Source organism: Niabella aurantiaca DSM 17617, from assembly GCF_000374125.1.
Lineage (GTDB): Bacteria > Bacteroidota > Bacteroidia > Chitinophagales > Chitinophagaceae > Niabella > Niabella aurantiaca.
In genome coordinates this window covers 157,035-181,576 of sequence record NZ_KB893643.1, presented here as the reverse complement: position 1 = coordinate 181,576, position 24,542 = coordinate 157,035, and the positions used below count along the sequence as shown (strand labels likewise).

Genomic DNA, 24,542 nt, shown 5'->3' with positions numbered 1-24,542 from the left:
TTATGAAGCAGGAGGACTTTTACAAGGCGCAGGATATTCTTCGCCGGATAAATATTATAGAGTGCGTAATAACTCATGACACAATAGATGACAAAGTGTTGGATAAGTTGGATGTTCCATTGAGAGAGCAGATAAGAGCGGACATAACCGCTTTTACAAAGAAGGGATTGATAAAGATGAAAAATGAACTGGAGAAAGAGTTTAACGCACTGTAATGAGTAAGAGAATAGAAATAGCGAAAGAATATATTAAGTCCGGCGTTAGTGTTATTGCGACTGATGCAAATAAGAGAGCCGTCCTGCCATGGAAAAAATATGAGTTGAATTTTGCAACCGATGATGATCTGAAGGAAATGTTTGGGCACCACAAAACAGAAGGTATCGCTGTACTGTGTGGTAGACTTTCAGGAAACCTTGAAGTGATCGATATTGATTGTAAGTATGATACTACGAAATCATTATTCCAGGACTACATACAGGAAATAACAGACGCAAATTCTGATTTGGCTCAACGCCTGGTAATCGCAAAGACAAAAGGCAATGGATATCACATTTACTACCGGTGCCCAGTTATCGAAGGAAATAAAAAGCTGGCCCAGCGATTTACCACAGATGAAGAAAAGGCTAAAAACCCGCATGAGAAAGTGAAAGTGTTGATTGAGACCAGGGGGCAGTCCGGGTATGTGATAGCGCCGCCAACAACCGGATATAAGTTTACTCAGGGAGATATCGGGTCTATTCCAGAGATATCGGAAGATGAACGCCGGGTGATACTTGAAATAGCGCGATCATTTAATAAAGTCATTGAGGAATACAAGCACCACGACTACACGGAAAAGAAGCCGTTCCAGAAGTCGCCATTCAGTGATTATAATGACAGGGGGGATATAGTAGGACTGCTTAATTCGCACGGATGGAAAACGGTAAAAGAGAATGAAAAAAAAGTAGTGGTCCTTCGCCCCGGGGAAACAACATCAAAAAGCAGTGGTGATTTTAACCGCGAAATGAACCTTTTCAGCGTTTTTACCACCTCTTCTGAATTTGAACCCAATAAGGGTTATAAGCCCTCCGCGGTGTTTGCGATGCTTGAATGTGGTAACGACTGGAAGGTCGCTGCAAAAAAACTCCTTGAAATGGGCTACGGAGAGCCGTTTAAGAAGCTAAATAAATCGGTCCGTAGGGATATTGCCCGGATGCAGGACCAGGGGTTGGATGACGACAGAATAGCCCAACGGGTAGCGCTGGACAATAATATGACTCCAGAGGCTGCGAAACAGGTGATCAAATCTTTGAATAAGGATGACGAAACGGATGATTTTTGGTTCTGGGATAAAGAATCTGAAAAGCTATCATTGGTGTATACCCGGTTTGTGGAGTTCTTGAACGCGCAGGGATTTGGCTTATTTTTCTACGACAAGGGGTCACCAATATTCAAAATTGTCAAATGCGTGGACAATATCCTGGAAGAAACAACGACCGAGCGGATTAAAAAGCACATTGAGGGGTATGTGAAAGATTTAGGTATCGAAGGAGTAGAATACACTGAGGAAAACCTTTTGGAGAAGATATACCACAGTAGGGATATTTTCTCAGACAGCCTTTTTGAGTTCCTTAAGCCGATCAATATTGATTTTTTAAAGGATACGAAAACGGAGTGCTTTATTCCGTACCGGAACGGAATTGTCCGGATCACAAAAGATGAAATTAAGCTGTTTAATCACGGGGGGATTCACAAAGTGATATGGGATAGCGACCTGATCGATTTTAACGTTGATATTTCCCAGGATGATGATAATGAGTGTGAGTTCTCCCTGTTTGTCGAAAAAATTACCGGAGATGACCAAAACAGGCTTTTACAGGCCATATCTCTGATCGGGTATGTTCTCCATAAGTACAAGGATCCGGCCCGGCCGTATGCCGTTATTTTGGGCGAAGAGACGGAAGATGAAAGTAAGGGCGGCGGAACCGGTAAGGGGATATTCACAAAGGCATTTGAACACATGATGCCGGTGGTTACCATCGATGGTAAAACTTTCAGTCCAAATAAGAAAAATTTCGCCTACCAGCGGATAAAATTGAACACAAGGGCTGTGATTCTGCAAGACGTGATCCATAATTTCGATTTCCAGGCACTGTATAACCTGATCACCGAGGGAGCGACCATCGAGAAAAAAAACCAGGATGAGCTATTTATACCCTACAAAGATAGCCCCAAGCTGCTGGTGACCACTAATTATGCCGTAAATGATAATTCGAACCATAGCAAGCGGCGGCTTAAGATCATCGAGTTTGCCAGCTACTTCAGCCCGGACAAAACGCCGCTCGATGAATTTGGGCACCTTCTCTTTGACGACTGGGATAATGACGAGTGGAACCGGTTTTACAATTTTATGTTCTTCTGCATCCGGTATTATTTAAAAAATGGAATTGTTGATTTGAAGCAGTCGAGGAATTATAAATTAAAGAAACTAAAATCACAATGGGGTGAAGAGTTTGTAAGCTGGTTTGAGGATTATTCAGCAAATGGTTGCTCTAAGCTTCAAAAAGTATCTGACCTAAGGGAAGAGTTTTTGACAATATCAGGAGTGGATGGAAAGGAGTATTCAATGAAAAGATTTAAAAAGGCTGTTAAAACCTGTTCAGAAAATTTCTCATTGAAACTGGTTGAAAAGAAGGTTCGGGAGGATGGTAACCGATTATATATGGGTTTAGACGCAGGGAATGGCATTTCGGTTACAGCTGAAACGCAGTCCAGTATTGACTTTGTAACCGTGTAACCGATGTAACGCTTTTTTCGCACTCTACCCTTTTATATAAAATAAAAAATAGAAAAATAAAAAATAGAAAATTTTTCTCAAAAAAACGGTTACATCGGTTACGGAGTTGATTATCAATGAGAAATGGGTTACAAAATCGATTACATATCGATTACATCAGTTACAATAAAAAATCATAATATGACAGTGCAAAGTATTTATAAAAGAGCAGCAGACGCAGCTGGCGTTCCTTTTGATGACGTAAACAGTACAACAAGGAGAGGGGACGCCCCTTTAGCCAGGCAGGTATCACATTATTACCTGTATAAGTACTACGGATTAAACAAGTCTGAGCTAAGTCGGATGTTCAATGTGGACCATACAACTGTAATACATGGCATAAGACGAGTTTCTGAGCTCGTTCAGACAGGGGATGCAAAAGCCATGGAAATACTTGGTAGATTCTCAGATATTGATATATCAGCAATAGACAGGGCCTACAAGGTGGTTTACCACATAAATAACCTATTTGAAATCTACGATAGGCACAAAAATAAAATAAAGGAATTGTCATCCGGACCTATGACGCTTGCCAAGTTTAGATCCATTTGTGGGAATGCAAGCCGGTTTTTTATCACGAACGGGGATGAGATAGAAATACAACTTAACAAAGTTGACTTTATTAAATTATTTACAGTTGTGTCATGACCCCTACAACCCTTTTTTTAACCCTCTCCGCGATTGCTATGATCGGTTTGATTACCGGTATAGTGGCGGAGGTAAATAGGAAGAAATGAGGCACGCGGCATTTTTCAACGGGATTGGGTGTTTTCAACTGGCAGCCCGCAATGTAGGATGGGATAACGTGATGTCGGTTGAAATAGATGATTGGTGTAATAGGCTCACAAGCCATCACTTTCCTGAATGCAGGCAACACGGGGATATTAAGACGGTAAATTTTAAAGATTATGATGGAGCAATTGACATTATTTCGGGAGGATTCCCATGCCAGGACATTTCAGCATCGGGGCTTGGGGGGGGGATTTACGCATCAAGAAGCGGACTTTGGAGTGAGTATGCGCGAGGTATCAAAGAGATTCATCCTGGATACATCCTTATTGAAAATTCACCTTTGCTCCTTAAAAGAGGGTTCGAGCAAGTCCTTTATGACCTTTCCGAAATCGGGTATAATGCAGAATGGGAAATTATATCAGCTTCCGACTTTGGAATGCCGCACATCAGGAAGCGCCTGTGGGTACTTGCCTACCCCTCTTCACACAGATGGAAAGGCATACTACACAGTGTCAAAGCAGGCTGCATTGAAAAGAGTGTCAAAGCGGATGCATTGGATACACAATGCCATCCTTTTCTACGATTTCAACAAGGCTATAGCGAACCCCCGATTTTCAGAGTGGATGATGGGGCTCCCAAAAGACTGGACGTTGTTAAAAGGTTAGGTGGGTGTGGTAATGCGGTTGTTCGCCAGATACCGGAGGCCATATTCAGCGCCATTAATCAATACGAAAAACTTTATTCATGAAACACAAATTAATTGAAACAGAAAAGGCCCGCGTGCTGATCGTGGATCTTCCGGCGGGCGTAAAGAACGTTATCCTTGAGTTCGATGAAGAAACTAAATGGCCCTGGATATCATATGTTTTAAATGGAACTGGGCACAATATACCATTGTATTGCAAGGAGCCCATTAATCCCGGCACCTGGCTCCCCGCCGGTAAGCTGGGAGAAGTTCCGGAGGAGGTGGCGGAACTGATTGTTGAATCGTCGTATTCTGTCTGCCGAAATCCTGGTATACAGTATAAAAACTACTTCCCAGAGAACAATGGAGGTCCTGGGTTTTCTATTGCGCGTTGGTCGTTGGAGTCTTTGGTGCGTGCAAACGTGAATCTGCGGAACCCGTTGGGAGATAAACCACCTAAGGCCTCATGTCTTATAGGAGGAATGGAGCTGCTGGTTAGGGATTCTTTTTCAAATCAGCTTAACCGATCGCGGCATCAAGCCTGGCAGGCCGAAGAGGAAACCGTATTTAAGAAACCATTTTTGTTTTACGAATCAAAGGAGAAGAAATGACAAAAAGATGAAAACAGCTGAATTAAATAACCTACCCGTACCGGTGCTTCTTGCGGAAATACCGGAAGGTTGGACCATTGGTGACAAATCAGCCCTCGGTCCTCATACATCAACATCTGTGCATGGTGAGCACATTGGCCGGCAAAAGGTCTGGTATTTCCCAAAGGGGTACGAATTGGTGGGGAGTCTATCAGAAATGCACCAGGAGGATTTTGACGAGTTGGTAGAGTGGTTTGAGACAGGTGAATACTACATTGACTACAGGATTGGTGGTTGGAACGGAGATATTACTGCATCGGAATCATTCGATTCAGCCATAGAAGCTGCCGGTTATTCAATTTCCGATGACAACATTAACGCCCACTTAGGCAAGATAAAAGAAAAGTACAAGGAATTGGAAATAAGCATGCCATCAGCCCAGGATAAGGTACTGGACCTGGAAAGAATTTATGTATTTAAAAAATTCAAAGACAATGGATAAACAAACAGACCTGCTACAGCAGGTAAAGGATGAATACGCAAAGGAGCATTACCCAAATTATCCGGATTGGGATCACTTTATATCAGACACTCCTTTTCATCAACGCGAGTTTCATTATGATCAGGTAGCCGAAGCCTACCACGCCGCAAAACTTCAGGAAGGTAAAACAAACCTTTTAAGACTTATGTATCTGGCCGATCACATTCTTTCTATGGATAAGCATATGGCAAACCAGTTTCAAGGCAGTGACTACCGTCAGATGTGGGAAATATGGAGAGGTGTTGCTGATAAGGCAATCGAGATCGAACAACAATTAAAATCAAAGCGATGAACACTACAGAATTAATGGAAGAAAGAAAGCACATATGGAGGTCCGCGGGACTTAATCCAGATAATTACTCTAACGCCGTTGGCCAGGCTATGCAGGAGTATGCCGAAGCCTACCACGCCGCCCGCATTCAGGAACAGGGCGAAGCATTTCCACTGGATGAAGTGAGCGGGTTGCTTAGTGATTACATCGCCGAAGAGTATGGTGCAAAAGCCATTCAAAAATACCTCAACACCCGGGCAGCCGAATATGCCGCTGGGAAGGTGGCGGGGATGTATACGGAGGGGCAGGTGATAGAAGCAATAAGAATGGCAAGAAAAGGATTTGATAACGGAGAGATATTCTGCCTGGAAGATCTTTTTGGCACTACCGAAGTAGAAACGATCGGAATAGATTATATGTATTCAGAAGGCGAAATAATCAACCAAATAAAGCAATCAAAATGAGCAGTCAAAAAATGACTTTGGTAAGTGAAAGTAAGCCTCATTGTTGCCCGATATGTAGCGGAACAGGAACGGTACCGAATGGTTTCTATCGTCAGGTTTCTGGACAATGGAGCAGTTCTTCTGATGCAACACCTGAGCAGTGTAGGTCCTGTAGGGGAACGGGTATTGTGTGGGAACAAAAATTCACACACTTAAAAAAGGAAGGAGGTGGAGAATGATACAACTTAGAGTTCTACGCAACAGATCGGGCTTAACGCTGCGGCAAGTCGAAGAAGCTACCGGATTGAGCAATGCCTATCTGTCACAGTTAGAAACAGGCAAAATAAAGCATCCCAGCGCACAGGCATTGTATGTGCTCGCAAAGCTGTATAGCACTAATGTTGAGGATCTGCTGATCGATGCCGGGTATATCAAAGATGATCAGCGTGTAATGCCGGTGCCCATGAAAAAGACCCTGGAAGAACGGGTTTCGGATTTGGAGCATGAAATCGAGTTTTTAAAAGCTAAAAGTATTGTTTATGGCCGATAATCAGCAACACATTAATGACAGCCAGCGCACCGGAGGGGTTGTGCCAAAAACAACCGGCAATATTTCGATCTCATACAGCGTCTATTGCCCTCACTGCGACAAACATCTGGATGATTATTGGGATCGTGAATGGTGGGAGAATTATATGCCGAGTTTTCCGTCCGATGGGATTGATAGCACTTACGAGGTTGAATGCCCAAAATGCAAACAGCAGTTTGATATTGAAGGGTTTGAACATTAATCACCAACCGTCAAGTAATACTTGACAATTAAAAATAGAATATGACACATGAACAATTTTTAGCCATTACAGAATGGCAAGACAAAACATTCCCTGATTCAACAGTGCATTCCCGTTTAGCCCATCTAAAAGATGAGATCAGGGAAATAGAAGACGAAGTAATGATAATGGGCGACCCTCGGGAGGAATTCGCTGACGCCTTCTTTCTTCTGTTTGGCGCCGCTTATAAAGCCGGAATGAGCTACGATGATATCGTTGATTTCATTGATAAAAAGTTTCAGAAAAACCTTAACCGAAAGTGGGGTAAACCGGACGAACGGGGCGTCGTGAATCACATAGACAATGAACCCAGAGACGACCAAGGGCGAACGTTTGACCAGTGGGCTGAAGATGAGTTTTGTAGATAATTAACCCGGATACGGCCACAAATAAAAGTATATGAGAGTAGAAAAAACAAAGCATCAGACAATCTTCACCTCCTTTGATGATCAGGGGGACTATAAGGTAACAATTCAAAACGATTGCAGCCAAGTGCAGGTGACCGTTGCTATCGACGAGGACGACCCCGGCGAGGAAGTTTATTTCAACGTAAATCGCAAGGAGTTAACAGCAATAAGAGATATGATAAATCAGGTTTTGGAATATTAAACAACTATTTATGGAAAAATATATTATCACATTCGAAGATGGGCAGCACTATATTACTGACACATACACAGACGATGATTTAGCAGGGCTGTCATCCGGTGTATTAACTATTATCAGGCTGTCTGATGGAAAAGAGTTGCAACCCGATCTGTCTTGGTCGGAACTGCCTAAATGGGGAGAATTTTAAACGATCAACCGGCCCGGAAGGGCGATAAATGAAAATGACAGAAGCAATCATTATAGGCCTCATTGGCGGCCTGATCAACGGTATCGTTTATTGGTTTATTAAAAATAGAAAGAAATGAGAGAATACATATTCCGGGGGAAGCGGGTAGATAACGGCGAATGGGTTTACGGATGCCTGGTAAATAACCTGTGGGTAAAATCTGAGCTGACCGATTCGCCGGGTGTGGCCACCGTTGAGATTATCGCCCGTTTGAATGACTACGAATGCTGGGAAGATCTGGAGGACTGTGGAAACATAATTGAAGTCATGCCCGAAACAGTGGGCCAGTACACCGGCTTAAAGGACAAGAACGGTAAAATGATCTTTGAGGGGGATATATTCTTTGAAGAAATAGAACAGGATCACGGAGATGAGCGCAACTATTTTGTTGTTACCTGGATAAACGAATGGGCAATGTTCTCTTTGCTATCGATTTCAGAAAAGGACGAATACATTGATACCGGAATTGAGCATCTTGATAGAATGATGCCTTTCAATATTGAACCAGATGATATTGAAAAGTTACATCGGGCTGGCAACATTCATGAGAATAATGAGCTTTTAAAACATTAATTATGGAATCGAAGAAAATATACCCGGAAGACGTGGTTTTGGAGCCTGTAAAATTGGACTGCCTTAAAGCCCCTAATGGTAAAATATACGCTCACTATTTTAAGGATAGGGCTATTTACGATAATATCACTCACACTAAGTGCAAAACCTGTGGCATAAATGATTCTGAATACAAAGGAGGTGACTGCTTTAGTTGCCGGTCAAAGAAGGCTCGGGAGCGGTACATGGCCCTTCCCACTACGAGCGAATTCCCGATTTGTGACGATGATAATCATTTCTTTTGGGATGAAGGCGATTTGGAAGAGTATCTGGAGGATAACGATTTGGAAATGGAAGACATGTATCTGTATGCCGCAGAAAGAAAGCCATTTATCCCTCTGGATTATGAATATTGGAGTGATCAATCAACAGAAGATGGCGAATTGCCATCTAAGATGGAAGCGCTGATCGACGACTTTAATAAAAAACTAAAAGACATTCCAGGCCTGTATTTTCAAAATGAAAAACTGAGATACCGGCCATGACAACAATAATTCTAACCGCCTTCCTGGCCTTTTATTCGGCCGGGGTTGGATGGGCGGTGATAAAAGGGAAAAGGAGATGATGCGCTGCCACTATATCTACGATAAAGGGGAAAAGATACTGATTCCTGGGTGTGGTACTGGGGACTATATTGATAAAATCGAAGACTGTGTGTGCGACAAAAGGCCGGTTACGTGGGCTGGTTTCGAGCGTAAGGCCTTCAAGGAGCAGGTGGAGAAAATGAAAGCGCATATATCTGAATTGGAATTATTGGTTGAAAATCTTCAGGACAAATTAAAAAGGAGGTATTTATGACAATAGATGAGGCGGAGCATATTGAATACTTGTTAAAAACAATCCGCGAGTACGGAAACGCCCATGCCAAGATAATGAGACTGCATAAGGATGGCGATCATGATCAGGTAGCCAACATCGCCTTAGCCCTATGTAAAGAGATCAAGAGTTTGTATACGGACAAACTGGCAAGTTTGAAAATAAATTAAAGTAACTGACCGGGCATGCGCCCTGTTTAAAAAGGTAAAATGAGTAAGAAACGCAAAAGGTCTCACACGACAACAAAAAACACCGTGGCAAAGCCGCCGGTTACCAGGTTGGCCGAATATACAATGGATGTGAATGGTGTTTTTACGCTGGTTACTGACATTACGGACCCGAAGGTTTTCGACCGGTTGTACCGGGAATGGTTTGATCATCCCGCGACGTTCATGTGGTGTGGCGAAAGTCTGGCGGGATATATTAAGTACAAGATGCCGAATAATTTCTGCGTCATGAAAGAAGAGTATGAGGCGATAACAAAAGGCAAAGTCATCCATGCGACAAGAGAGGAATGGGAGGCTGAAAACAATTAAGACTATGAACACCAGATGGACCCGGGCGGATGTCGACGCCTTCAACGCCAAGAGTGGGCAAATACCCCCGAAAATTCCGGGTATTCCGGCGGTCGCTTCCGAAAAAGCGGGTAATTCCCCTCAAATTCCGATAATTCCGGGTGGAGATTCCGGAAATTCCGGAAAATTCAAAATTGCATCTTTCGCCTTGGGGAGACTGAAGACCGGGAAAATGAATAAAACGGAGGCCCTATACCGTGATCATCTGGAGTTAGAGAAGCGTGCCGGGGTGATTCAGAATTACTGGTTTGAGGCGATTAACCTAAGAATAGGTGACAACTGTTTTTATAGGCCCGACTTCCTGGTTATGATGGCCGATCGCTCATTGGAATTACACGAAACAAAAGGATGGATGACTGATGATGCACTCGTGAAAATACGCGCAGTAGCAGCAATGTATCCTTTCCCTTTAAAGGTTGTGAAGCTGGTGAAAGGCGTTTGGGAGATAAAAGAATATTGAATTCTTTGGTTTTTTAAGTATGATTAATGGAGACCGGCGGTTTCTACCGCTGGTTTTTGTTTGTATTCAAAATTATTTATCTTTGTAGCGACAATTGTCTGGCGGGTGCCTGACATTGTGGACAGAAAATATACAAAAATATGGCGAAAGAAACAGGGACGACCAAACCGAATACAACAAACACTTCTACGAAAGGCGCAAAATAGACGAAATAAGCATACTTGTAAACAAGATGAATATAGACACCGAGAGAACCAATGCTATTTTGTACCACATGTTTCTCTCATCATTTCTCCCAGTCATACTTTCAATTCTGTCCTGGTATCGTATTAATTCGTGGTAATAAGCTAATTTAGTTTTTTCTTCCGTAGCATACGATTTGTTGTCTAAATAGGAAATGAAAATTTCTTTTGGGGAAGACCCCCTGTAAATCACTTTTTTAGGTGAAAGTAGATAAATATAAATTGAAAATGTTACCACAAAGAGAATTGCTGCAATCCATATAAATCTGTGATACGAAGGGGTTTTGAGAAAGTAAACCGTTGCGGCAATAGAGGATGCGGTCGTCGTTTTAATGAAGAAAAATGTTTTGTTGGTTATTGATTCAGATTCGGATAAAAGTTCTTCATACCGATCTTTTGCCTGGGTAAATATAAATATTAATGTTTCTAATGGGAGTAGTTCCCAGTCCTTTACAATGTCGTCCCAGGTATTTATTATTTCAGTCTCTTTTTTAGGCATTTGAGTTATGGTTTTTTGTTGCAAAATGATCGCTAATTTGATTTTTCACTTCTTTGGCTATGATGTCTATAAGTTGATTCGATAGCGGGATATTTACGGTGTTTCGAGTGTCTATAATGCCTGCGATCCAATCCAGTGAAACCCCAAAGAGCCGCGCAGCAGAAACAATCTGATCTACTGTAAAGGACTGCTTCCCGTTGCGGACAGCGTGAGCATTAGAGGCCTCAAGACCAATCAGGGCAAAGATTTCCTTTTCGGGTTCGCGGGTTAGGGAAACACGCTCAGCAACAAGTTCAAAAATCCTTTTATTCCAGATTTTTTCTGAATGAGCTGTTTTACTTTTTCTCTTCGCGATTCCCATTTGTGATATTTTGCGAGATAAGCGAACCGGGGAATAACATCATCCAGTACCTGTAGTTCAATCTCATAGTTTTTGTTTTTTCTAAGTATGATTAACACCCGTTCAAATAATGTAGCCCACCGGTGCGGCTCCCATTTTGCCTTCCAGGCCGCCTGCATGCCGATCCAATAGAGCGACATAGCAGTTTGTTTATCCTTTTTCTTAGTATCTGCCACAAAGCCCGCCCACATAAACTCCCTGGCAATATCCTCATCTTTCATCTTGTCGAACTGATGACGGGTTAAGCCTACATGCTTTAATAAGTCGTATTTATTGTACAAATCAGGTAACACGAGGCAAAAATAAGGCCCCTGTACCCCAATACAATCAATTTAGCCATTAATGACTATTAGAAGTTATAAAAATAATAAGTTTGATTATTGAATAAATAATTTGTATTTTGCACGTAAAACATTCAAGCTTTGAAGATAGGCGGGTTAAAGATGTCAAAAAGCACAGCGGCGCTGAAGATGTGGTACAGAAGTAACCCGGTTGAAGCTGCGGCGGCAATTAGCAAGCTAAACGCAATGGATGCGGCTTATAGGTTTGATAGTTTGAGGTTCTTGAAAGAACGGTTTGAGGGTAAGTATGGGACTATTTCGGATTTAAAAGGCGATGATCGGTGGTTGTTTATTGCATTAGCGTTTAAAGTGTTTTACCCCCAAGCGTACAAGAGCGATGATAAGGCGCTAAAGTTTGTAGGATTTGGAGAGCGGATGTGTGAGCTGCTACACATGCAGCCGCCGAACTTTTCAGACGCATTTAAGGCGGTCAGGCTAAACCTGACTACAAAAGATAGTGATTTACGAAAATTGGCTGATGAGGTGTTTTTTAAGTTAGGATACACTGAACCCTGTCAGCAGACTTTATTTGATCTTTAATATCGCGGGGTAGAGAAGTGGTTATCTCGCCTCTCCGACTAAGAGGAAATCGCAGTTTCGATTACTGCCCCCGCAACCAAATTGTTATTTGAAAATTTTAATTCTTGATGGAGTACAAAAACTCAAAAGAACTATGTCAGTTAATGGCTGAACGACAGAGTGGTATTACGTTGCTTCGCTTTTCATGCGGAAAGGACGCAATAGCTTCTTATATCCAGCTGAAACGTTACTTTCATACCATTATTCCGATTTACCATTACCTACACCCTGATTTGGATTTTATAAACAAGTCGCTGGAATACTATGAGGGGGTAATGGGGACACATATTTACCGGGTGCCGAACCAGATGCTTTACAAGCACCTCAACAGTGGGTTATTCCAGGATAAGCTAAATTGGGCGGTGATAAAAAAAATGGGGCTTCCTAATTTTGATAATGATGATGTAAATACAATGATTAAAGAAGATTTAGGCATTGATCAGAATGTTTACACGGCAATCGGGGTCAGATCATCGGATTCACTCAATAGGCGGCGGGCAATAATGATGTATGGGGCTGTGAACGATAAACGACAAACGTTTTACCCTGTTTACGACTGGAATATGGAAAAGCTCGTTCAGGAAATAGAGGATTCGGGTATTAAACTTCCTGTTGACTATAAGATTTGGGGAAAGTCGTTTGACGGGTTGGATTTCAGGTTTATTAAGCCATTAAAGGATAATTTCCCGAATGATTATGAAAAACTGAAACAATTATTCCCATTAATTGACGTAGAATTGAAAAGATATGGCTATTAATTACTCAAATAACAAAATATCAAAGAAAGCCCCTGTAAAGAAATCCGAAGGTAACCCGGGCAACATTGAGCAGGATAGCCTGGAAGAGGTGATGGAATATTCAGCTAAGGCTAAGGCTGAACGCGATAAGTTCAAGGACAATGTGGATGCCAATTACTTCACAGTAGTGACGTTTAATAATTCAAAGCAGCTGACAGAGTTCTTTAATAAGTTAGGGATAAACCCGTCTGACAAGCAGTACATTGACGGGAAAGCCCTGGCAAAGAAACTGGGAATTGAAATAACAACTCCAGACAAAAATCCTCCGGGATCGTTTAAGGTTAATAGCAAATTAAAGGATATGACATTGTAACATATTTCTTAACCAATAAATCTTAAAACACATGCGCAGACGTATCAGAAGGGTCGCCCCTATCACATCCCGTAGGAGCAGAGCGGCCGGAGGAAGGCCAAGAGTGAGTAGATCAACTCAGGGTAGCTAAACTTAACAGGGCTTCGGCCCTTTTTTACTATGGCAAAAAAGGATAACATAAGGAAGGTTCCAGCTAAGAAAAAAGCGGTTCATAAGCAGGAAAAGACCGGAGGCGTAAGGTTCAAGCCGGGGAATCAGGCAGCGGTGAAGTGGACGGACGAAACAATGATTCCTGAACTCAACAAGATACTTGCTGTGTTAGGGACGGATGATAACGGCCTGGAAAACACGAATATCGTAAGAGCGAATGATATAAAGTTCGCCGAAGAGGCTGTTATGTGCGCAGGCGTAGATCTTCGTTCCTGGGACTATTGGAATGAGAAAGAATTTCAAAGTAAACTACCAAAAGATGGGGTCGTTTTGGGGCTAATAAAGAAAATAAAGGATATTTGCCGCTTACGTTTAGCCTATTCGGGGGAAATAATGGATATATTTCTGCTCAAAAACCATTACGGGTATATGGATAAGATGGTGCAGGAGGTTGACGCTAACGTTAAAACTGAAAATACAAATACCACTACTGTTAAGCTGGACAATCTTAGTCAATCAACCATAAAAGAGCTGATAAAGTTAAAAGGTGTCGCGAAATAATGAACTCGAAGATCTGATTAATAGCATTCCGGTAACACTGCTTTATAAGCAATTGTTTGCCGGAGAATCTGGATTTTACGAGTTTGTTAAATACTTTTGGGACACAATAATAGCCGAAGATCCTATTTGGAATTGGCATATCAAACTAATTTGCGATGAGCTGCAGTGTGTCGTTGAACGCCTGGCCCGGAGAGAAAAGAAAGAATACGATTACTTTATCATCAATGTTCCCCCTGGATCCTCAAAATCAACTATAATATCCGAAATGCTGCCAATATGGGGCTGGACGGTCGATCCGTCATTTAGGTACATATGTGGATCTTACGCCTCAACACCGGCTGAGGATATAGCCGATAAGTGTTACAAGATCTACACGAGCGATAAATTCAGGGAGATGTACCCGGACCTGGTGAAAAACACCACCGGGGGTAAAACAAACTTCAAAAATGGATTAAAGGGCGAAAGGTATACTACCTCAACCGGATCGGGAATTACTGGGATTCACGCCCATTTGAAGATTGTGGATGATCCGATGTCACCGCAAATTGCTGCGTCTGATTTGGAAAGAGACAGGGCTAACAAATGGATAAGTCAAACGTTAGGTTCCCGGAATGTGGACAAGGATTTGACAGTGACCATAATCGTTATGCAGCGGCTCCACGAGGCTGATACTACCGGGTATTTGCTTGCTAAAAAGGGATTAAGGATAAAACACATCTGCATTCCTGCCGAATTGTCTGAAGATGTAAAACCTGCCGAACTAAAAGAGTATTACCAGGACGGACTATTTGACCCCGTAAGGGCATCCCGGCAGGTGCTAATCACACAAAAGGAGGATTTGGGTAGTTATGGGTACGCTGGTCAGATGATGCAGCGCCCGGCACCGGAAGGCGGTGGGATACTTAAGAAAGAATGGTTTCCAGTGGTTAATTCTCGCCCGCCAAAAGTGAGGATGTGCTTCCAGATAGATCCGGCGTACACAGAAAAAACAACTAATGACCCTACCGGTATATTGGGGTACTATGTTTTAAACAATCAGGTTTTTTTGACATCTGCAATAAGCGTTTGGAAGGAATTCCCGGACTTTATCGCATGGCTACCGAGCTATTTAACCGGAGTTGGATATACGCAAGGATCAATGATATACACGGAGCCTAAAGCATCAGGCCTCAGCGTTGTGCAGCAGGTTAAGAAAACAACCAATCTGAACATGACAATATCTGATCCCCCCAAGGAGGATAAATTAACCAATGTCCACATAATAAGCCCGAAGGTGGAGGCGGGCCGCGTCTCTTTGGAGTTTGGCGGATGGAACGATGAGTTTGTAAGCCAGGTTATTTCATTTCCTAAAGCATTACATGACGAATACGCCGACTGCCTGAGCGCAATAGTGAAAAGGGAGCTGTTAAAAGGAGCCCAGGATCTTTCCAAGGTTTTTGCTGGAGGGTTTTAAAAATTGTAAATTTGGAATATGAAGCAGTACACAATAAAACCGTTGGAGTGGGTGTTTAATAACTTGATTTCGATTAAGGCTGTCAATTGCCCGATCGACTTGAGAATTTATAAAGAAGGTCATCTGTATTGTGTGTATTCTGATCCGTCAACCGCTGGGCCCAATGGCTTTATTAGTTTGGATCATGCAAAAGAAAGAGCGCAGGAGATTTGGGAGAGGCACATTAATCAGTATTTGAATGGCATGGATCAACCCAAGTCTTCGGTATTTTGCAGGCAAGACGAGCCCCCTAATCCAAAGGACGGAGATGTATGGGTGCCTTTGAATCAGCCTGCATACAAGAGGGGTGTCTTTCTACGCGAAAACGGGCATTGGAACTTCAAAATGGTTATGACTAATGGAAATTGAATACGACTGCCCTTCTTGTGGGCTAAATATTGAATTGGAAGCTAAAAGGTATGAGAGCGTAAATGCAAAGTGTCCTGAATGTTTAGCCGATTTAATTATCGAATATGATTCGTATTTTGGTGAGGATTTGAGTATGGAATTTGATTTATGGACCGTAAGGCTGGGTAAATAATACAGAACTTAGCAACCACGTGTTGCTGTAGTATAGAAGCCGTTCTAAGAGAGCGGCTTTCGCTTTTAATAATTATTGCAATCCTTATCTTATCATATTTCGTTACCCTTAAAACATAAACCAACTTGCATGAAACGCATAATTCATGCAGATTGAGGAAATACTACAGGAAGAAGATCTTAATAAAAGGATACAATACTTACAGTCCCAAAGAAAAACCACTGATGATAAAATTGAGGAGGCCAAGAAGCAATTGGATCCCAATTTGCATGCTGTTACTGATCTTACTAAGAGAGAGAAACGAAAAGTAACCAAGGTTGAAGGCTCTGAAACTAAGGTCGAATATAAAGAGGTTAACCGAACTCCATTTGCCTATCAATCAGATATTATTGATAAGCGCGTTTCCTTTATGTTTGGGAATCCATTGCTTGTAAGCACCAATTCAACTAACGCCAACGCAAAGAAGGTTCTCGAAGCAATCCAGAAAGTAAATGAAGACGTAAAGATTGATAGCCGGAACAGAGAAATAGCAAGAACAAAGTTCTCTTACTATGAGGTCGCTGAATATTGGGCGACATCGCAAGCGGATAAGCAAGACAGATATGGATTTGAAAGCGAAATTAAGTTTCGTTTACAGGTTTTTAAGCCTGATGACGGAGATAGGCTCTATCCGTTTTTTGATGATCTTGGAGATCTGGTCGCTTTTTCCCGTGGGTATGTGATTACAAATGTTGAAGGAAAAGAAATAGAATATTTTGAGACATGGACCAAAGATAGCTACGCGCGATATTTTAAATCAGATACTGGATGGACTCAAGATGTATCCCCGTTCGTTAGCCTTGAAAACTCCAGAGTAAAGGAGCTGGGGTTAATTCCTGTGGTTTGGGGGTACCAAAAGCACACTGAATATTATAAAGTACAGCGCCTTTGCGATAGAAACGACACGCTTGCGTCTAACCATGGCGACATTAATGACCGTCACTCGATACCCATTCTTAAAGCGAAAAATGCAACAGTTACCTCCAAAATAGACGACTTTGTACAGATCGAGGGGCCGGATGCCGACTTGGATTATATCGCATGGGACAACGCGACACAATCTGTGGATTCTGAGTTCAGCCGAAATGAAAGCAAAATCTACTCCCTTACCAGAACACCAATGATGTCATTTGACGCCATGAAAGGGATGGGTAACATTCTTTCTGGTGAGGGGCTGAAAACTGCACTTATGGACCCGCATTTGGAGGTGTTCAACAAAATGGAGGATTTTGATGTGTATTTCACTCGCAGATATAATATTGTGAAGCGCATCCTTGGTGTAATGAATAAGGCTTGGTCTAATTCAATGAATGAAATTAAAGTCAGCGTCAAGGTTATACCGTATATGGCTGGGGACGATATAACCAAAATACAAACACTGATAGAGTTGTATCAGGCCGGCATGATCTCCCTGGAAACAGCATGTAAGCTCAATCCGTGGTTTGAAGATGCTTTAGCTGAATACAACCGTATAAAAAAGGAAAAGGAGGCGAAGGACTCAGACCCAGCCGAGTTGGATATGCAAATGAATCAGGATGAGTAATATTCTGCATTCCCACTGCTGCTACTGCAGGCGGAGATTTTCGGATGCTAACCCACGCACCAGGGATCATTTTATCCCAAAGAGCAGAACGGGGAATGATACGGATAATATACTTCAATGCTGCCACGAGTGCAACCAGTGGAAAGCTGACAAACAGCCGGACATATGGCTTACCGAGGTGCAGCGGCTATTAAAACACAGAACCAGGGTGAAAAACTACCAGATAATTGACTACAAACAGATAATTGGCAGCATTAACCACTGGATGAAATTCTTTAAGGGCAAGCAAATATGTAAATATAAACTATGACTGAGAGATTGCCATCAATAGACAGGCCTCACACAACAAAGGACAGTCCGGAAGTCGGCATCAGCGATAAATTGGACAACTTCCCAATCAATGAGGCTGAATACAGACTCAAGACTGATTTTACGAGCTATTTCAGACTTGTTGGGGTTCCTTACCCGGCATCTGAAAAGTTTCATGTGAAAATATTAAACCGGGATATAAGGGGGGCACTCATGGCTGTGAGACGATATTTAAGCCGGGCAGGACGCGTGGGAGTATTCAGGCACCTTGTCAATGCGGTTGAGCGCCTGGATGGACGAAAAGTTTATATCCGAAGAAAAAAGGGGCCTAAAAAGAGCAGCGGGGTAGCTGCGGATGTTGAGCGGTCATCTAAAGCTTTTAGTGAAAAACAGAAGACGATAAAACAAAATGCGAAGTCATTTATAGAGCGAATGAGGGCGCCGGTATTTACGGTAGCCGAAGCTAAACGCCACATTGCTGCACTAAGATAAAACTATTTTTATGATGAATCAAACGAAAAGTTATTCAATTGGCTTACTGTTCACGAAGGTGTTTTGCGGATTTGGCTTTATGATTAACAGATGCGGGCTTCAGCCTGGAATAAAAGTATCTTTTCAGGTAGAAGTAAAGGTGTTTTTTATAACCTTTTGGTTCGCGAAATTCATAAAGGAACGCCATGAAATAAACAAGCGAAAGTTGATAAGAGATTTTAAAGAAGCAGTACAGAAACACGATGACATAAATCGTGTTGAAATATCTACCGACGGCGACATGGGTATATATATTGTACCATACAAGAAATGACCCAGCGCGACCTTGAAAGAATAATTAAAGCCTACGAAGCAAAGAAGCGTGGCGATATATTGAGGCTGGTTAATAAAATTAACCGGCTTTTTGGCCGTTCGTTTACGGATGTTGGTCAACTTATTGCAAAAGCCAGGCTGATCAATGGCCGCAGGTTGGACGCGCTTACAAGAAATAAGATCGCCAAACTTGTAGATGAGCTGTTTAAGACCATCGGAGCGGAAATTGAACGCCAGGTATTAAACGCCGGTACATTTTCATCCAATTTCAATTATTCCGTCGAGAAAAACCTGTTTAAACGCCTGAAGGTACCGGCAAAGGCGATATTTCAAAAAGGAAGCGGCGCTGCAGTAAGATCGATCCTAAAAGAAAAGGACTTTGGCAAGAAGTTCTCAGATCGGATCTGGAAACAGAATAAGAACTACCGTAAGCGCATCGAAAACGTAATGGTGGACACCCTGAAGACAGGTAGATCCGCCAAGAGTGCTGCTAAAATGCTCGTTACGGCGCATTATAAAAACGCAGGCAGCGGTCCCGGAGTGTACAACGACCCGCGCAAGAACGCTGAGAGGCTTACTCGGACAACGATCAATAAAGCCTATCAGAAAGCAGACTATGAACGCTGGAAAGACGCGTGGTACATTAAGTGTATTGAGGTGAGGTTGAGTAACTCTCACCCACGGTATGATATCTGCGATAAGCTAGCCCGCCGGTATCCCAGAGACTTTCTTTTCCCAGGATGGCATACACAATGCCTCTGCGCAGCCATTCCTATTCTTGTTTCCGAGGCCGAGCAGTCCAGGTATGAGGACTATATGCTTGGGCTGCGCAAAGATCCGCCAAAGATCAGGTATGTGATCGATCCGCCGTCCTCAATGATTGAATGGATATCCGAAAATAAAGAGCGCATGAGCGGATGGAAGAACTTACCCGACTGGGTTACGGAAAACTCGAAATATATTAAAACTAAATTTTGATTATGGAATATTTATTTGAATACAAAGATGGGGATGTCGCATCTGATTATGTTATCGCCTGCTTTAATCGCAGCCTGCATTTTAATCTACCAATGATCGGAGGCAATAAATTGGTATATGGGATTAGGGATGGAGTTCCTTTTTATCGTGACAAAAAAGAGGACGATAACTTTTCCAAAGTATCAGATTTTATTATTGAGGCTCAAAAACTGGCCAACATAAAAGAATAAATGTTTTTTCTCATAGATAGTTTACCCCGGCTTAGTCTTAGGCTGGGGTTTTATTATGACCCTATCTACCGGAAGTTGGTGCCATTTACGTATGGCCCATAGCTATTGCTATAACTATTTCAACTATTGTACACATGCGCTTTCAGGCGCTTCATGCATTTCCAATTTTTGCCTTGAAATAGTTCTTTAAAACAAACTTTCAAAAAGCATGAAGGAAAAGATTGTAGCGGCTATTAAAGCCAAATTCCCGGCTTTGAATCTGCGCAAAACAAGGTTGGACGCTATTGCGGCTAAACTTGAAGCAAGGGTTAAAGACGAAACAGAAATAGACGCAGCGGTGACGGACTTTGATTCGCTATTCCCGTTCGCAGACATTGCAAAGCAAGACGACAAAATCGCTGAGCTGGAAAACAAATTAAAGGCACCTCCTAAAGCAGACCCGGCACCCACTCCAACACCTGAAGATCCGAAGCCTGCACCAGATCCAAAACCTAACCCAGGTGAAGAAGCGCCTGCATGGTTTAAGGATTACGCGGCAAAGAATGATCAACGTTTTGACTCACTCCTGAAGGAGAAGCAGACAAATACGCGGAAATCAGGCTATGAAGCTCTTTTTGCCGATGTGAAAGACGATAAAATGAAAGCCAATAAACTGGAGCATTTCGATCGCCTGGCATTCAAAGATGATGAGGATTACAATTCGTTCATCGAAAAAGAAAAAGAGTACCTCACTCAACACAATCAGGAAGTTTTAAAGACCGGCGGTCTGATGAAGGGCAGCCAACCCACCAGCGGCAAGGTGCCCGATGCAGAGCTTGACGCCGTTGTGGACACTTTTAAAATTTAAAACAAAAAATTAAATGGCAACAGTTGATTTAATAAACCCCCAGGAGGACTTTATCAATCCGAATGACAGCATTGTCATCGTTGATAACTTCCAAACTATCCGGGGCGGACGTACACTCGATGTTACGGGTTTTGCGCCATCTCACGTCTGGGGTGGTCATCCGATCATCAAGGAAACCGCCACAAGCGAGTATAAGCCGCTACCCGTCGTTCTGTCTGGTGCTATTCTGGCTTTAGGGACACTTACTCCCGGATCCGGATACACCAATGCGGGGACATATACTAATGTATCTCTTACAGGAGGTTCTGGAAGTGGCGCACAAGCTACGGTAGTTGTAGCCGGCGGGGCTGTGACCGGCGTGACAATTACAAATCCTGGATCCGGTTATGCCGCGAATGATAATCTTAGCGCCTCTGCTGCAAACATTGGTACAGGTGGTTCTGGGTTCGCTATTCGCGTGGCATCTGTTAGCATGGATGCGGTTTCCTATGGGGCACTTCCCGGCGGTCATACTTATGCCGGTATCCTAATTGCAACCATTCCCGCTAAGGCTCCTTTCGCCGGTATCATGGTGCGCGGTACAGTGAACCCCAAGGCTATGCAGTTTGACTCATCCAGCATTTTATCAGCTCTCAAAACAGCATTATCGCCGGCAATTGATTTCCGCAGCGATGACAAGTAATTGACAATTAAAATTAACCGATTAAATGGCACAAGATTTATTTATAAAATGGGCTGAAAAATACCTGCCAGGCATTACGATCCGGGTGGTTAATAAGCTGAACGATGAAAAACGTTTGCAGCCCTACCGTTTCACTCAAATGCTTACGCCTAAGTATTCCGCAACAGGTATGTGGAATACGGTTATCATAAATAACCGGATGGTGATGGCCGATGTGGTAGCAATGGATTCATCCTTGCCGCTGAAAAGCCGACCCACCTCATCCAGAGCGTCCGGGCGTATTGCGAAAATGGGTATGGAGTTTAGCCTGAATGAAACCCAACTTACAGAACTGGATACGATGGTAGCAACAGGTGTACCCGATAGGCAGATTGTAGCCGCTCTGTTTGCTGATGCGGTGAACGTTGTATCTGGTATTTATGAACGATTGGAATACATGCTGCTGGAAGGACTTTCCACCGGGGTATGTCTTACCAAAGATGATGACAATACCGGAACTGATGGTGTTCGTCTGAATTACCAGGTTCCTGTTGACCACAAGCGCGGTGTTGGGATCGTTTGGTCGGATCCGACTGCAAAGCGGATGGATGACATTCAGAAGGTTGTTGACGCGGCCGATCTGAATGGAGACGTGTTCGTTCATGCTATGGCAGACCGCACCGCAGTGACCGCCCTTCTTTCCGACCCTCAATTCATGCAATATTTTGCATTTGTTAGGGGTTTTGCAGGAGATAAGGCCATTATCCCTGTTTTGGACGAGGAAACTGTAATCGCACTGTTTCAGCGCAAATGGGGCATTACATTGGAAATCGTAAACCGGAAGTTTAAGGCGCAAAAGAACAGCGTTATTTCCAATAAAACCCCGTGGCAGGATGGTGTAATTACTTTCCTTACCGACAGGAATGTTGGGGACCTGGTTTATGCAACTTTGGCCGAAGATAACCACAGAGACGAGTCCGTTGTATACACAAAGCCGAATGAGTACATCCTGGTATCTCACGGGGTTGACTCTAAACCGTCGCTGCGTGAATACAATAAGTCTCAGGCCCGTGTAGCTCCTGCGATTAATGGAGATGCCCTCTATATTCTTGACACTAAAACAGTACAAGCATAATGGCACGACCAAGAAAACAGGCCCAGTTTGATCCGGGTATTGAGGGTTCAATTGTTGACCCGGTAATCCCGGATTCCGATTCGGTAGTGGATGGCGAAGGAATTACAACGGGTTTAATACCTGCCGACAGCTCGGTGATTATTGAAGCACCGGATCCATCACAGTCAAAATCCTATGTCATCGCGGCTCAATTTGTCGATAAAGACAACTTCAGCAAGGCGTATAACGTGGGGGATGACATCCCGGCCTCTTTCGATAAGCAAAGGATCGCAGATCTTTTAAAGCTCGGACTGATTAAAGAAAAATAATGACCAACCTGGAAGCCTTCAAGGTGTTACTGGACGATTCGGCAATTCCGGATCAGCGTATTTCGGATATACTGAATGTGTCTGGTATAGATCCTAACGGCTCCTGGGTAAAGTCAAAATCGAACCCTATCAATTGCGCCTTTTATGATGCGCTGATCAATCAGGTTTTGAAATCGGCGAACGCTAATACAGGCATTCGATCAATTTCAGAAGGCGGGATGAGTATCTCTTACGATTCGGCATCCCCTTATTTGAAAGCCAGAATAAACGGTTTGGTAAGTGATAGTGGTTGTAGCTCTTTGATTGATAGGTATAGCATGCGTCCAAAAATTAGGGACATTTCACACTTACTCTACCGTCCATGATTTGGTATGATGACACAGCGACGTTCACACAAGTAACAGGCGGCGGGTACGATCCGGAAAGCGGACTACCTACTTCTGGAACGAGTGTTGTTGTGAATTTGACAGGTAGGTATGATACGAATGTTAAGCGTTTTATCCAGCGTGGCGAAGATGGTAATTACACGGCCCCATCGTTTGTGTTTTACATGCCCTTGAGTACTCCGGTTGTTCCACTCGACGTAGAATTGAGTGTTTTCGATAGCACGTCCGGACAAACTTACAAAGGTGTTGTAACCCAGTTCAATAAAGGTCGCTTAAACGCTTACGTGTTATGCCAATAGTACCGCAGTTTACCACATTCCAGATAAAGGAATACATGCTGAAGAATATTGAGCGGTATGAAGCTACTATTCTGGATGCGTTCAAGAGAACAGGAGAGAAGGCCGTTGCTTACATGAGGTCGTTAAACACGTTTAAAGACCAGACAGCGAACCTGCGCAACTCGGAAGGGTATATTATATACAAGGACGGGGAGCTGGCTTTTGAAAGCTACCCTAATGATGCTTCTGGGCCAAAAGAAGGCCCAAAGGTGGGCGCATCGATTGGCAAAGGATTAGCGATTGAAGTAGCTCAGCAATTTGCGCCACGTAAAGGATTTATCATAGTAGTTACTGCTGGAATGGAGTACGCTCTATATGTCGAAGCAAAAGGATATGACGTGATAACTGGCGGAGCAAGAGAAGCCGCCAGGTTTATTAAGGATAGGATGTTTAAAATTCACAAGAAGATCAGTAGAGCCGCATGACCCCATTCCAAGCCATACAAGAAGTCCGATCCCTTATTTGGGTGCCATTGGTGAAAGCCCTGGTAAAGAATGTTTATCCTGGTGAAGTAGCATTGAGTGAATACGATCGGGCCTTTAATGCAAAAGAGAAGTTTGTGGTTGTCAATTTCCTTACCGGCGATTTTGAGCAGCTTCAGGATGTGATTTTGAATGTCAACATATACGCTCCGGACTTATATGGAGTAATGGACGGGAACGGATTGGATGTTGTCCACAATGCCATTAAGCCGCTACTTGAAGATGCGTACACTTCTTTAATCAATACAAAACTTGGAAGGATTAATATCCTTAGAGAGGAAGATAAACAATATACTTTTTATAATCAACGCCTGTTAGTTCAGGCGGTTAATTTGAATCAACAACAAAATATAAAATTGTAA

At 42.9% G+C, this 24,542-nt stretch carries 40 protein-coding genes and 1 tRNA gene; 39 read left to right on the top strand and 2 right to left on the bottom strand.

The window, feature by feature from the left end; genetic code table 11:
• Positions 1-2: 2 nt before the first annotated feature.
• From B160_RS0117545 to B160_RS32130, 19 genes are all read left to right on the top strand, one after another.
• The gene (locus tag B160_RS0117545; protein WP_018629232.1) at positions 3-215 is read left to right on the top strand and encodes a hypothetical protein; all 213 of its coding nucleotides are present in this window, start codon (positions 3-5) and stop codon (positions 213-215) included.
• The gene (locus B160_RS0117540) at positions 215-2,776 is read left to right on the top strand and encodes a bifunctional DNA primase/polymerase (RefSeq protein WP_018629231.1); all 2,562 of its coding nucleotides are present in this window, start codon (positions 215-217) and stop codon (positions 2,774-2,776) included. Before B160_RS0117545 ends, B160_RS0117540 begins: the two co-directional genes overlap by 1 nt.
• 180 nt (positions 2,777-2,956) lie before the next feature.
• On the top strand, positions 2,957-3,463 hold the full coding sequence (locus B160_RS0117530; RefSeq protein ID WP_018629229.1) for a helix-turn-helix domain-containing protein: 507 nt from the start codon (positions 2,957-2,959) through the stop codon (positions 3,461-3,463).
• Between the two features lie 85 nt (positions 3,464-3,548).
• A complete protein-coding gene (locus B160_RS29540; RefSeq protein ID WP_018629227.1) occupies positions 3,549-4,295 on the top strand; it encodes a DNA cytosine methyltransferase in 747 nt (248 codons plus the stop codon).
• The gene (locus B160_RS0117515; RefSeq protein ID WP_018629226.1) at positions 4,292-4,843 is read left to right on the top strand and encodes a hypothetical protein; all 552 of its coding nucleotides are present in this window, start codon (positions 4,292-4,294) and stop codon (positions 4,841-4,843) included. The genes B160_RS29540 and B160_RS0117515 overlap by 4 nt, the downstream gene beginning before the upstream one ends.
• A gap of 7 nt (positions 4,844-4,850) precedes the next feature.
• Positions 4,851-5,324, top strand: coding sequence for a hypothetical protein (locus B160_RS0117510; RefSeq protein WP_018629225.1), 474 nt, complete (start codon positions 4,851-4,853; stop codon positions 5,322-5,324).
• Positions 5,317-5,655, top strand: coding sequence for a hypothetical protein (locus tag B160_RS0117505; protein WP_018629224.1), 339 nt, complete (start codon positions 5,317-5,319; stop codon positions 5,653-5,655). The genes B160_RS0117510 and B160_RS0117505 overlap by 8 nt, the downstream gene beginning before the upstream one ends.
• A complete protein-coding gene (locus B160_RS29535; RefSeq protein WP_018629223.1) occupies positions 5,652-6,098 on the top strand; it encodes a hypothetical protein in 447 nt (148 codons plus the stop codon). The genes B160_RS0117505 and B160_RS29535 overlap by 4 nt, the downstream gene beginning before the upstream one ends.
• Positions 6,099-6,312: 214 nt before the next feature.
• On the top strand, positions 6,313-6,627 hold the full coding sequence (locus B160_RS29530) for a helix-turn-helix domain-containing protein (RefSeq protein ID WP_018629222.1): 315 nt from the start codon (positions 6,313-6,315) through the stop codon (positions 6,625-6,627).
• Positions 6,617-6,868 (top strand): hypothetical protein, encoded by a 252-nt coding sequence (locus B160_RS31180; protein WP_018629221.1) that lies wholly within the window; start codon positions 6,617-6,619, stop codon positions 6,866-6,868. Before B160_RS29530 ends, B160_RS31180 begins: the two co-directional genes overlap by 11 nt.
• A gap of 41 nt (positions 6,869-6,909) precedes the next feature.
• The gene (locus B160_RS0117485) at positions 6,910-7,275 is read left to right on the top strand and encodes a dATP/dGTP pyrophosphohydrolase domain-containing protein (protein ID WP_018629220.1); all 366 of its coding nucleotides are present in this window, start codon (positions 6,910-6,912) and stop codon (positions 7,273-7,275) included.
• 31 nt (positions 7,276-7,306) lie between these two features.
• Positions 7,307-7,516, top strand: a complete 210-nt coding sequence (locus B160_RS0117480) for a hypothetical protein (protein ID WP_018629219.1) — start codon at positions 7,307-7,309, stop codon at positions 7,514-7,516.
• Between the two features lie 10 nt (positions 7,517-7,526).
• A complete protein-coding gene (locus B160_RS31765; protein WP_018629218.1) occupies positions 7,527-7,703 on the top strand; it encodes a hypothetical protein in 177 nt (58 codons plus the stop codon).
• A gap of 114 nt (positions 7,704-7,817) precedes the next feature.
• Positions 7,818-8,315, top strand: coding sequence for a YopX family protein (locus tag B160_RS31760; protein WP_018629216.1), 498 nt, complete (start codon positions 7,818-7,820; stop codon positions 8,313-8,315).
• A 2-nt stretch (positions 8,316-8,317) separates the two neighbouring features.
• Positions 8,318-8,839: a hypothetical protein gene (locus B160_RS0117460; RefSeq protein ID WP_018629215.1), complete on the top strand. Its 522-nt coding sequence runs from the start codon at positions 8,318-8,320 to the stop codon at positions 8,837-8,839.
• A gap of 49 nt (positions 8,840-8,888) precedes the next feature.
• Positions 8,889-9,152 (top strand): hypothetical protein, encoded by a 264-nt coding sequence (locus tag B160_RS0117450; RefSeq protein ID WP_051107200.1) that lies wholly within the window; start codon positions 8,889-8,891, stop codon positions 9,150-9,152.
• Entirely contained in the window at positions 9,149-9,340 is a 192-nt protein-coding gene (locus B160_RS0117445) for a hypothetical protein (RefSeq protein WP_018629213.1), read from the top strand. The genes B160_RS0117450 and B160_RS0117445 overlap by 4 nt, the downstream gene beginning before the upstream one ends.
• Positions 9,341-9,379: 39 nt before the next feature.
• On the top strand, positions 9,380-9,706 hold the full coding sequence (locus tag B160_RS0117440) for a hypothetical protein (RefSeq protein ID WP_018629212.1): 327 nt from the start codon (positions 9,380-9,382) through the stop codon (positions 9,704-9,706).
• Positions 9,707-9,710: 4 nt separating this feature from the next.
• Positions 9,711-10,205, top strand: coding sequence for a hypothetical protein (locus tag B160_RS32130; RefSeq protein ID WP_018629211.1), 495 nt, complete (start codon positions 9,711-9,713; stop codon positions 10,203-10,205).
• 186 nt (positions 10,206-10,391) lie between these two features.
• On the opposite strand, the gene B160_RS0117430 is transcribed toward B160_RS32130, so the two are convergent.
• A complete protein-coding gene (locus B160_RS0117430) occupies positions 10,392-10,946 on the bottom strand; it encodes a hypothetical protein (protein ID WP_018629210.1) in 555 nt (184 codons plus the stop codon).
• Complete coding sequence (locus B160_RS31755; RefSeq protein ID WP_157558122.1) at positions 10,939-11,307, bottom strand: hypothetical protein; 369 nt, start codon at positions 11,305-11,307, stop codon at positions 10,939-10,941. The genes B160_RS0117430 and B160_RS31755 overlap by 8 nt, the downstream gene beginning before the upstream one ends.
• Positions 11,308-11,789: 482 nt before the next feature.
• Between B160_RS31755 and B160_RS0117420 the strand changes: the two genes are divergently transcribed.
• From B160_RS0117420 to B160_RS0117310, 20 genes are all read left to right on the top strand, one after another.
• Positions 11,790-12,227: a hypothetical protein gene (locus B160_RS0117420; RefSeq protein WP_157558121.1), complete on the top strand. Its 438-nt coding sequence runs from the start codon at positions 11,790-11,792 to the stop codon at positions 12,225-12,227.
• Positions 12,228-12,230: 3 nt separating this feature from the next.
• Positions 12,231-12,306, top strand: a tRNA-Val gene (locus B160_RS0117415).
• 28 nt (positions 12,307-12,334) lie between these two features.
• Entirely contained in the window at positions 12,335-13,024 is a 690-nt protein-coding gene (locus B160_RS29515) for an adenine nucleotide alpha hydrolase family protein (RefSeq protein WP_018629207.1), read from the top strand.
• A complete protein-coding gene (locus B160_RS0117405) occupies positions 13,014-13,376 on the top strand; it encodes a hypothetical protein (RefSeq protein WP_018629206.1) in 363 nt (120 codons plus the stop codon). The genes B160_RS29515 and B160_RS0117405 overlap by 11 nt, the downstream gene beginning before the upstream one ends.
• 159 nt (positions 13,377-13,535) lie before the next feature.
• A complete protein-coding gene (locus B160_RS0117400; protein ID WP_018629205.1) occupies positions 13,536-14,087 on the top strand; it encodes a hypothetical protein in 552 nt (183 codons plus the stop codon).
• On the top strand, positions 14,074-15,540 hold the full coding sequence (locus tag B160_RS0117395; RefSeq protein WP_018629204.1) for a hypothetical protein: 1,467 nt from the start codon (positions 14,074-14,076) through the stop codon (positions 15,538-15,540). Before B160_RS0117400 ends, B160_RS0117395 begins: the two co-directional genes overlap by 14 nt.
• A gap of 18 nt (positions 15,541-15,558) precedes the next feature.
• Positions 15,559-15,948, top strand: coding sequence for a hypothetical protein (locus tag B160_RS0117390; protein WP_018629203.1), 390 nt, complete (start codon positions 15,559-15,561; stop codon positions 15,946-15,948).
• Positions 15,938-16,120 carry an FmdB family zinc ribbon protein gene (locus B160_RS0117385; RefSeq protein WP_018629202.1) on the top strand — a complete coding sequence of 61 codons (183 nt, stop codon included), beginning with the start codon at positions 15,938-15,940 and terminating at the stop codon, positions 16,118-16,120. The genes B160_RS0117390 and B160_RS0117385 overlap by 11 nt, the downstream gene beginning before the upstream one ends.
• 145 nt (positions 16,121-16,265) lie before the next feature.
• A complete protein-coding gene (locus B160_RS0117380) occupies positions 16,266-17,702 on the top strand; it encodes a phage portal protein (protein ID WP_018629201.1) in 1,437 nt (478 codons plus the stop codon).
• Complete coding sequence (locus tag B160_RS32575; RefSeq protein WP_018629200.1) at positions 17,695-18,012, top strand: HNH endonuclease; 318 nt, start codon at positions 17,695-17,697, stop codon at positions 18,010-18,012. The genes B160_RS0117380 and B160_RS32575 overlap by 8 nt, the downstream gene beginning before the upstream one ends.
• The gene (locus B160_RS0117370; RefSeq protein ID WP_018629199.1) at positions 18,009-18,503 is read left to right on the top strand and encodes an RNA-binding protein; all 495 of its coding nucleotides are present in this window, start codon (positions 18,009-18,011) and stop codon (positions 18,501-18,503) included. The genes B160_RS32575 and B160_RS0117370 overlap by 4 nt, the downstream gene beginning before the upstream one ends.
• A gap of 309 nt (positions 18,504-18,812) precedes the next feature.
• Positions 18,813-19,793: a hypothetical protein gene (locus B160_RS0117360; RefSeq protein WP_018629197.1), complete on the top strand. Its 981-nt coding sequence runs from the start codon at positions 18,813-18,815 to the stop codon at positions 19,791-19,793.
• Between the two features lie 2 nt (positions 19,794-19,795).
• Positions 19,796-20,023, top strand: a complete 228-nt coding sequence (locus B160_RS0117355) for a hypothetical protein (protein WP_040680034.1) — start codon at positions 19,796-19,798, stop codon at positions 20,021-20,023.
• A 208-nt stretch (positions 20,024-20,231) separates the two neighbouring features.
• On the top strand, positions 20,232-20,870 hold the full coding sequence (locus B160_RS0117350; RefSeq protein ID WP_018629195.1) for a hypothetical protein: 639 nt from the start codon (positions 20,232-20,234) through the stop codon (positions 20,868-20,870).
• Positions 20,871-20,883: 13 nt separating this feature from the next.
• A complete protein-coding gene (locus B160_RS30760) occupies positions 20,884-21,552 on the top strand; it encodes a hypothetical protein (protein WP_018629194.1) in 669 nt (222 codons plus the stop codon).
• A 25-nt stretch (positions 21,553-21,577) separates the two neighbouring features.
• Complete coding sequence (locus tag B160_RS0117335) at positions 21,578-22,666, top strand: major capsid protein (RefSeq protein WP_018629193.1); 1,089 nt, start codon at positions 21,578-21,580, stop codon at positions 22,664-22,666.
• Positions 22,666-22,974 (top strand): hypothetical protein, encoded by a 309-nt coding sequence (locus tag B160_RS0117330; RefSeq protein ID WP_018629192.1) that lies wholly within the window; start codon positions 22,666-22,668, stop codon positions 22,972-22,974. Before B160_RS0117335 ends, B160_RS0117330 begins: the two co-directional genes overlap by 1 nt.
• Positions 22,974-23,339, top strand: coding sequence for a DUF6706 family protein (locus B160_RS0117325; protein WP_018629191.1), 366 nt, complete (start codon positions 22,974-22,976; stop codon positions 23,337-23,339). The genes B160_RS0117330 and B160_RS0117325 overlap by 1 nt, the downstream gene beginning before the upstream one ends.
• A gap of 310 nt (positions 23,340-23,649) precedes the next feature.
• A complete protein-coding gene (locus B160_RS29490) occupies positions 23,650-24,123 on the top strand; it encodes a hypothetical protein (protein ID WP_018629189.1) in 474 nt (157 codons plus the stop codon).
• Complete coding sequence (locus B160_RS0117310; RefSeq protein WP_018629188.1) at positions 24,120-24,542, top strand: hypothetical protein; 423 nt, start codon at positions 24,120-24,122, stop codon at positions 24,540-24,542. The genes B160_RS29490 and B160_RS0117310 overlap by 4 nt, the downstream gene beginning before the upstream one ends.

What these genes read in the sequence shown, in the direction of transcription:
- B160_RS0117530 (WP_018629229.1), top strand. Translation starts at nt 2,957, where the DNA reads ATGACAGTGCAAAGTATTTATAAAAGAGCAGCAGACGCAGCTGGCGTT.
- B160_RS0117355 (WP_040680034.1), top strand. Translation starts at nt 19,796, where the DNA reads ATGGAATATTTATTTGAATACAAAGATGGGGATGTCGCATCTGATTAT.
- B160_RS0117510 (WP_018629225.1), top strand. Translation starts at nt 4,851, where the DNA reads ATGAAAACAGCTGAATTAAATAACCTACCCGTACCGGTGCTTCTTGCG.
- B160_RS31760 (WP_018629216.1), top strand. Translation starts at nt 7,818, where the DNA reads ATGAGAGAATACATATTCCGGGGGAAGCGGGTAGATAACGGCGAATGG.
- B160_RS0117350 (WP_018629195.1), top strand. Translation starts at nt 20,232, where the DNA reads ATGAAGGAAAAGATTGTAGCGGCTATTAAAGCCAAATTCCCGGCTTTG.
- B160_RS0117400 (WP_018629205.1), top strand. Translation starts at nt 13,536, where the DNA reads ATGGCAAAAAAGGATAACATAAGGAAGGTTCCAGCTAAGAAAAAAGCG.
- B160_RS0117325 (WP_018629191.1), top strand. Translation starts at nt 22,974, where the DNA reads ATGACCAACCTGGAAGCCTTCAAGGTGTTACTGGACGATTCGGCAATT.
- B160_RS0117480 (WP_018629219.1), top strand. Translation starts at nt 7,307, where the DNA reads ATGAGAGTAGAAAAAACAAAGCATCAGACAATCTTCACCTCCTTTGAT.
- B160_RS32130 (WP_018629211.1), top strand. Translation starts at nt 9,711, where the DNA reads ATGAACACCAGATGGACCCGGGCGGATGTCGACGCCTTCAACGCCAAG.
- B160_RS0117385 (WP_018629202.1), top strand. Translation starts at nt 15,938, where the DNA reads ATGGAAATTGAATACGACTGCCCTTCTTGTGGGCTAAATATTGAATTG.
- B160_RS0117540 (WP_018629231.1), top strand. Translation starts at nt 215, where the DNA reads ATGAGTAAGAGAATAGAAATAGCGAAAGAATATATTAAGTCCGGCGTT.
- B160_RS0117330 (WP_018629192.1), top strand. Translation starts at nt 22,666, where the DNA reads ATGGCACGACCAAGAAAACAGGCCCAGTTTGATCCGGGTATTGAGGGT.
- B160_RS0117420 (WP_157558121.1), top strand. Translation starts at nt 11,790, where the DNA reads ATGTCAAAAAGCACAGCGGCGCTGAAGATGTGGTACAGAAGTAACCCG.
- B160_RS0117440 (WP_018629212.1), top strand. Translation starts at nt 9,380, where the DNA reads ATGAGTAAGAAACGCAAAAGGTCTCACACGACAACAAAAAACACCGTG.
- B160_RS0117380 (WP_018629201.1), top strand. Translation starts at nt 16,266, where the DNA reads ATGCAGATTGAGGAAATACTACAGGAAGAAGATCTTAATAAAAGGATA.
- B160_RS0117515 (WP_018629226.1), top strand. Translation starts at nt 4,292, where the DNA reads ATGAAACACAAATTAATTGAAACAGAAAAGGCCCGCGTGCTGATCGTG.
- B160_RS30760 (WP_018629194.1), top strand. Translation starts at nt 20,884, where the DNA reads ATGGCAACAGTTGATTTAATAAACCCCCAGGAGGACTTTATCAATCCG.
- B160_RS0117390 (WP_018629203.1), top strand. Translation starts at nt 15,559, where the DNA reads ATGAAGCAGTACACAATAAAACCGTTGGAGTGGGTGTTTAATAACTTG.
- B160_RS29540 (WP_018629227.1), top strand. Translation starts at nt 3,549, where the DNA reads ATGAGGCACGCGGCATTTTTCAACGGGATTGGGTGTTTTCAACTGGCA.
- B160_RS0117335 (WP_018629193.1), top strand. Translation starts at nt 21,578, where the DNA reads ATGGCACAAGATTTATTTATAAAATGGGCTGAAAAATACCTGCCAGGC.
- B160_RS0117505 (WP_018629224.1), top strand. Translation starts at nt 5,317, where the DNA reads ATGGATAAACAAACAGACCTGCTACAGCAGGTAAAGGATGAATACGCA.
- B160_RS31180 (WP_018629221.1), top strand. Translation starts at nt 6,617, where the DNA reads ATGGCCGATAATCAGCAACACATTAATGACAGCCAGCGCACCGGAGGG.
- B160_RS29490 (WP_018629189.1), top strand. Translation starts at nt 23,650, where the DNA reads ATGCCAATAGTACCGCAGTTTACCACATTCCAGATAAAGGAATACATG.
- B160_RS0117445 (WP_018629213.1), top strand. Translation starts at nt 9,149, where the DNA reads ATGACAATAGATGAGGCGGAGCATATTGAATACTTGTTAAAAACAATC.
- B160_RS32575 (WP_018629200.1), top strand. Translation starts at nt 17,695, where the DNA reads ATGAGTAATATTCTGCATTCCCACTGCTGCTACTGCAGGCGGAGATTT.
- B160_RS0117405 (WP_018629206.1), top strand. Translation starts at nt 13,014, where the DNA reads ATGGCTATTAATTACTCAAATAACAAAATATCAAAGAAAGCCCCTGTA.
- B160_RS31755 (WP_157558122.1), bottom strand. Translation starts at nt 11,307, where the DNA reads ATGGGAATCGCGAAGAGAAAAAGTAAAACAGCTCATTCAGAAAAAATC.
- B160_RS29535 (WP_018629223.1), top strand. Translation starts at nt 5,652, where the DNA reads ATGAACACTACAGAATTAATGGAAGAAAGAAAGCACATATGGAGGTCC.
- B160_RS0117460 (WP_018629215.1), top strand. Translation starts at nt 8,318, where the DNA reads ATGGAATCGAAGAAAATATACCCGGAAGACGTGGTTTTGGAGCCTGTA.
- B160_RS29530 (WP_018629222.1), top strand. Translation starts at nt 6,313, where the DNA reads ATGATACAACTTAGAGTTCTACGCAACAGATCGGGCTTAACGCTGCGG.
- B160_RS0117360 (WP_018629197.1), top strand. Translation starts at nt 18,813, where the DNA reads ATGACCCAGCGCGACCTTGAAAGAATAATTAAAGCCTACGAAGCAAAG.
- B160_RS0117450 (WP_051107200.1), top strand. Translation starts at nt 8,889, where the DNA reads ATGGGCGGTGATAAAAGGGAAAAGGAGATGATGCGCTGCCACTATATC.
- B160_RS31765 (WP_018629218.1), top strand. Translation starts at nt 7,527, where the DNA reads ATGGAAAAATATATTATCACATTCGAAGATGGGCAGCACTATATTACT.
- B160_RS0117370 (WP_018629199.1), top strand. Translation starts at nt 18,009, where the DNA reads ATGACTGAGAGATTGCCATCAATAGACAGGCCTCACACAACAAAGGAC.
- B160_RS0117430 (WP_018629210.1), bottom strand. Translation starts at nt 10,946, where the DNA reads ATGCCTAAAAAAGAGACTGAAATAATAAATACCTGGGACGACATTGTA.
- B160_RS29515 (WP_018629207.1), top strand. Translation starts at nt 12,335, where the DNA reads ATGGAGTACAAAAACTCAAAAGAACTATGTCAGTTAATGGCTGAACGA.
- B160_RS0117310 (WP_018629188.1), top strand. Translation starts at nt 24,120, where the DNA reads ATGACCCCATTCCAAGCCATACAAGAAGTCCGATCCCTTATTTGGGTG.
- B160_RS0117545 (WP_018629232.1), top strand. Translation starts at nt 3, where the DNA reads ATGAAGCAGGAGGACTTTTACAAGGCGCAGGATATTCTTCGCCGGATA.
- B160_RS0117485 (WP_018629220.1), top strand. Translation starts at nt 6,910, where the DNA reads ATGACACATGAACAATTTTTAGCCATTACAGAATGGCAAGACAAAACA.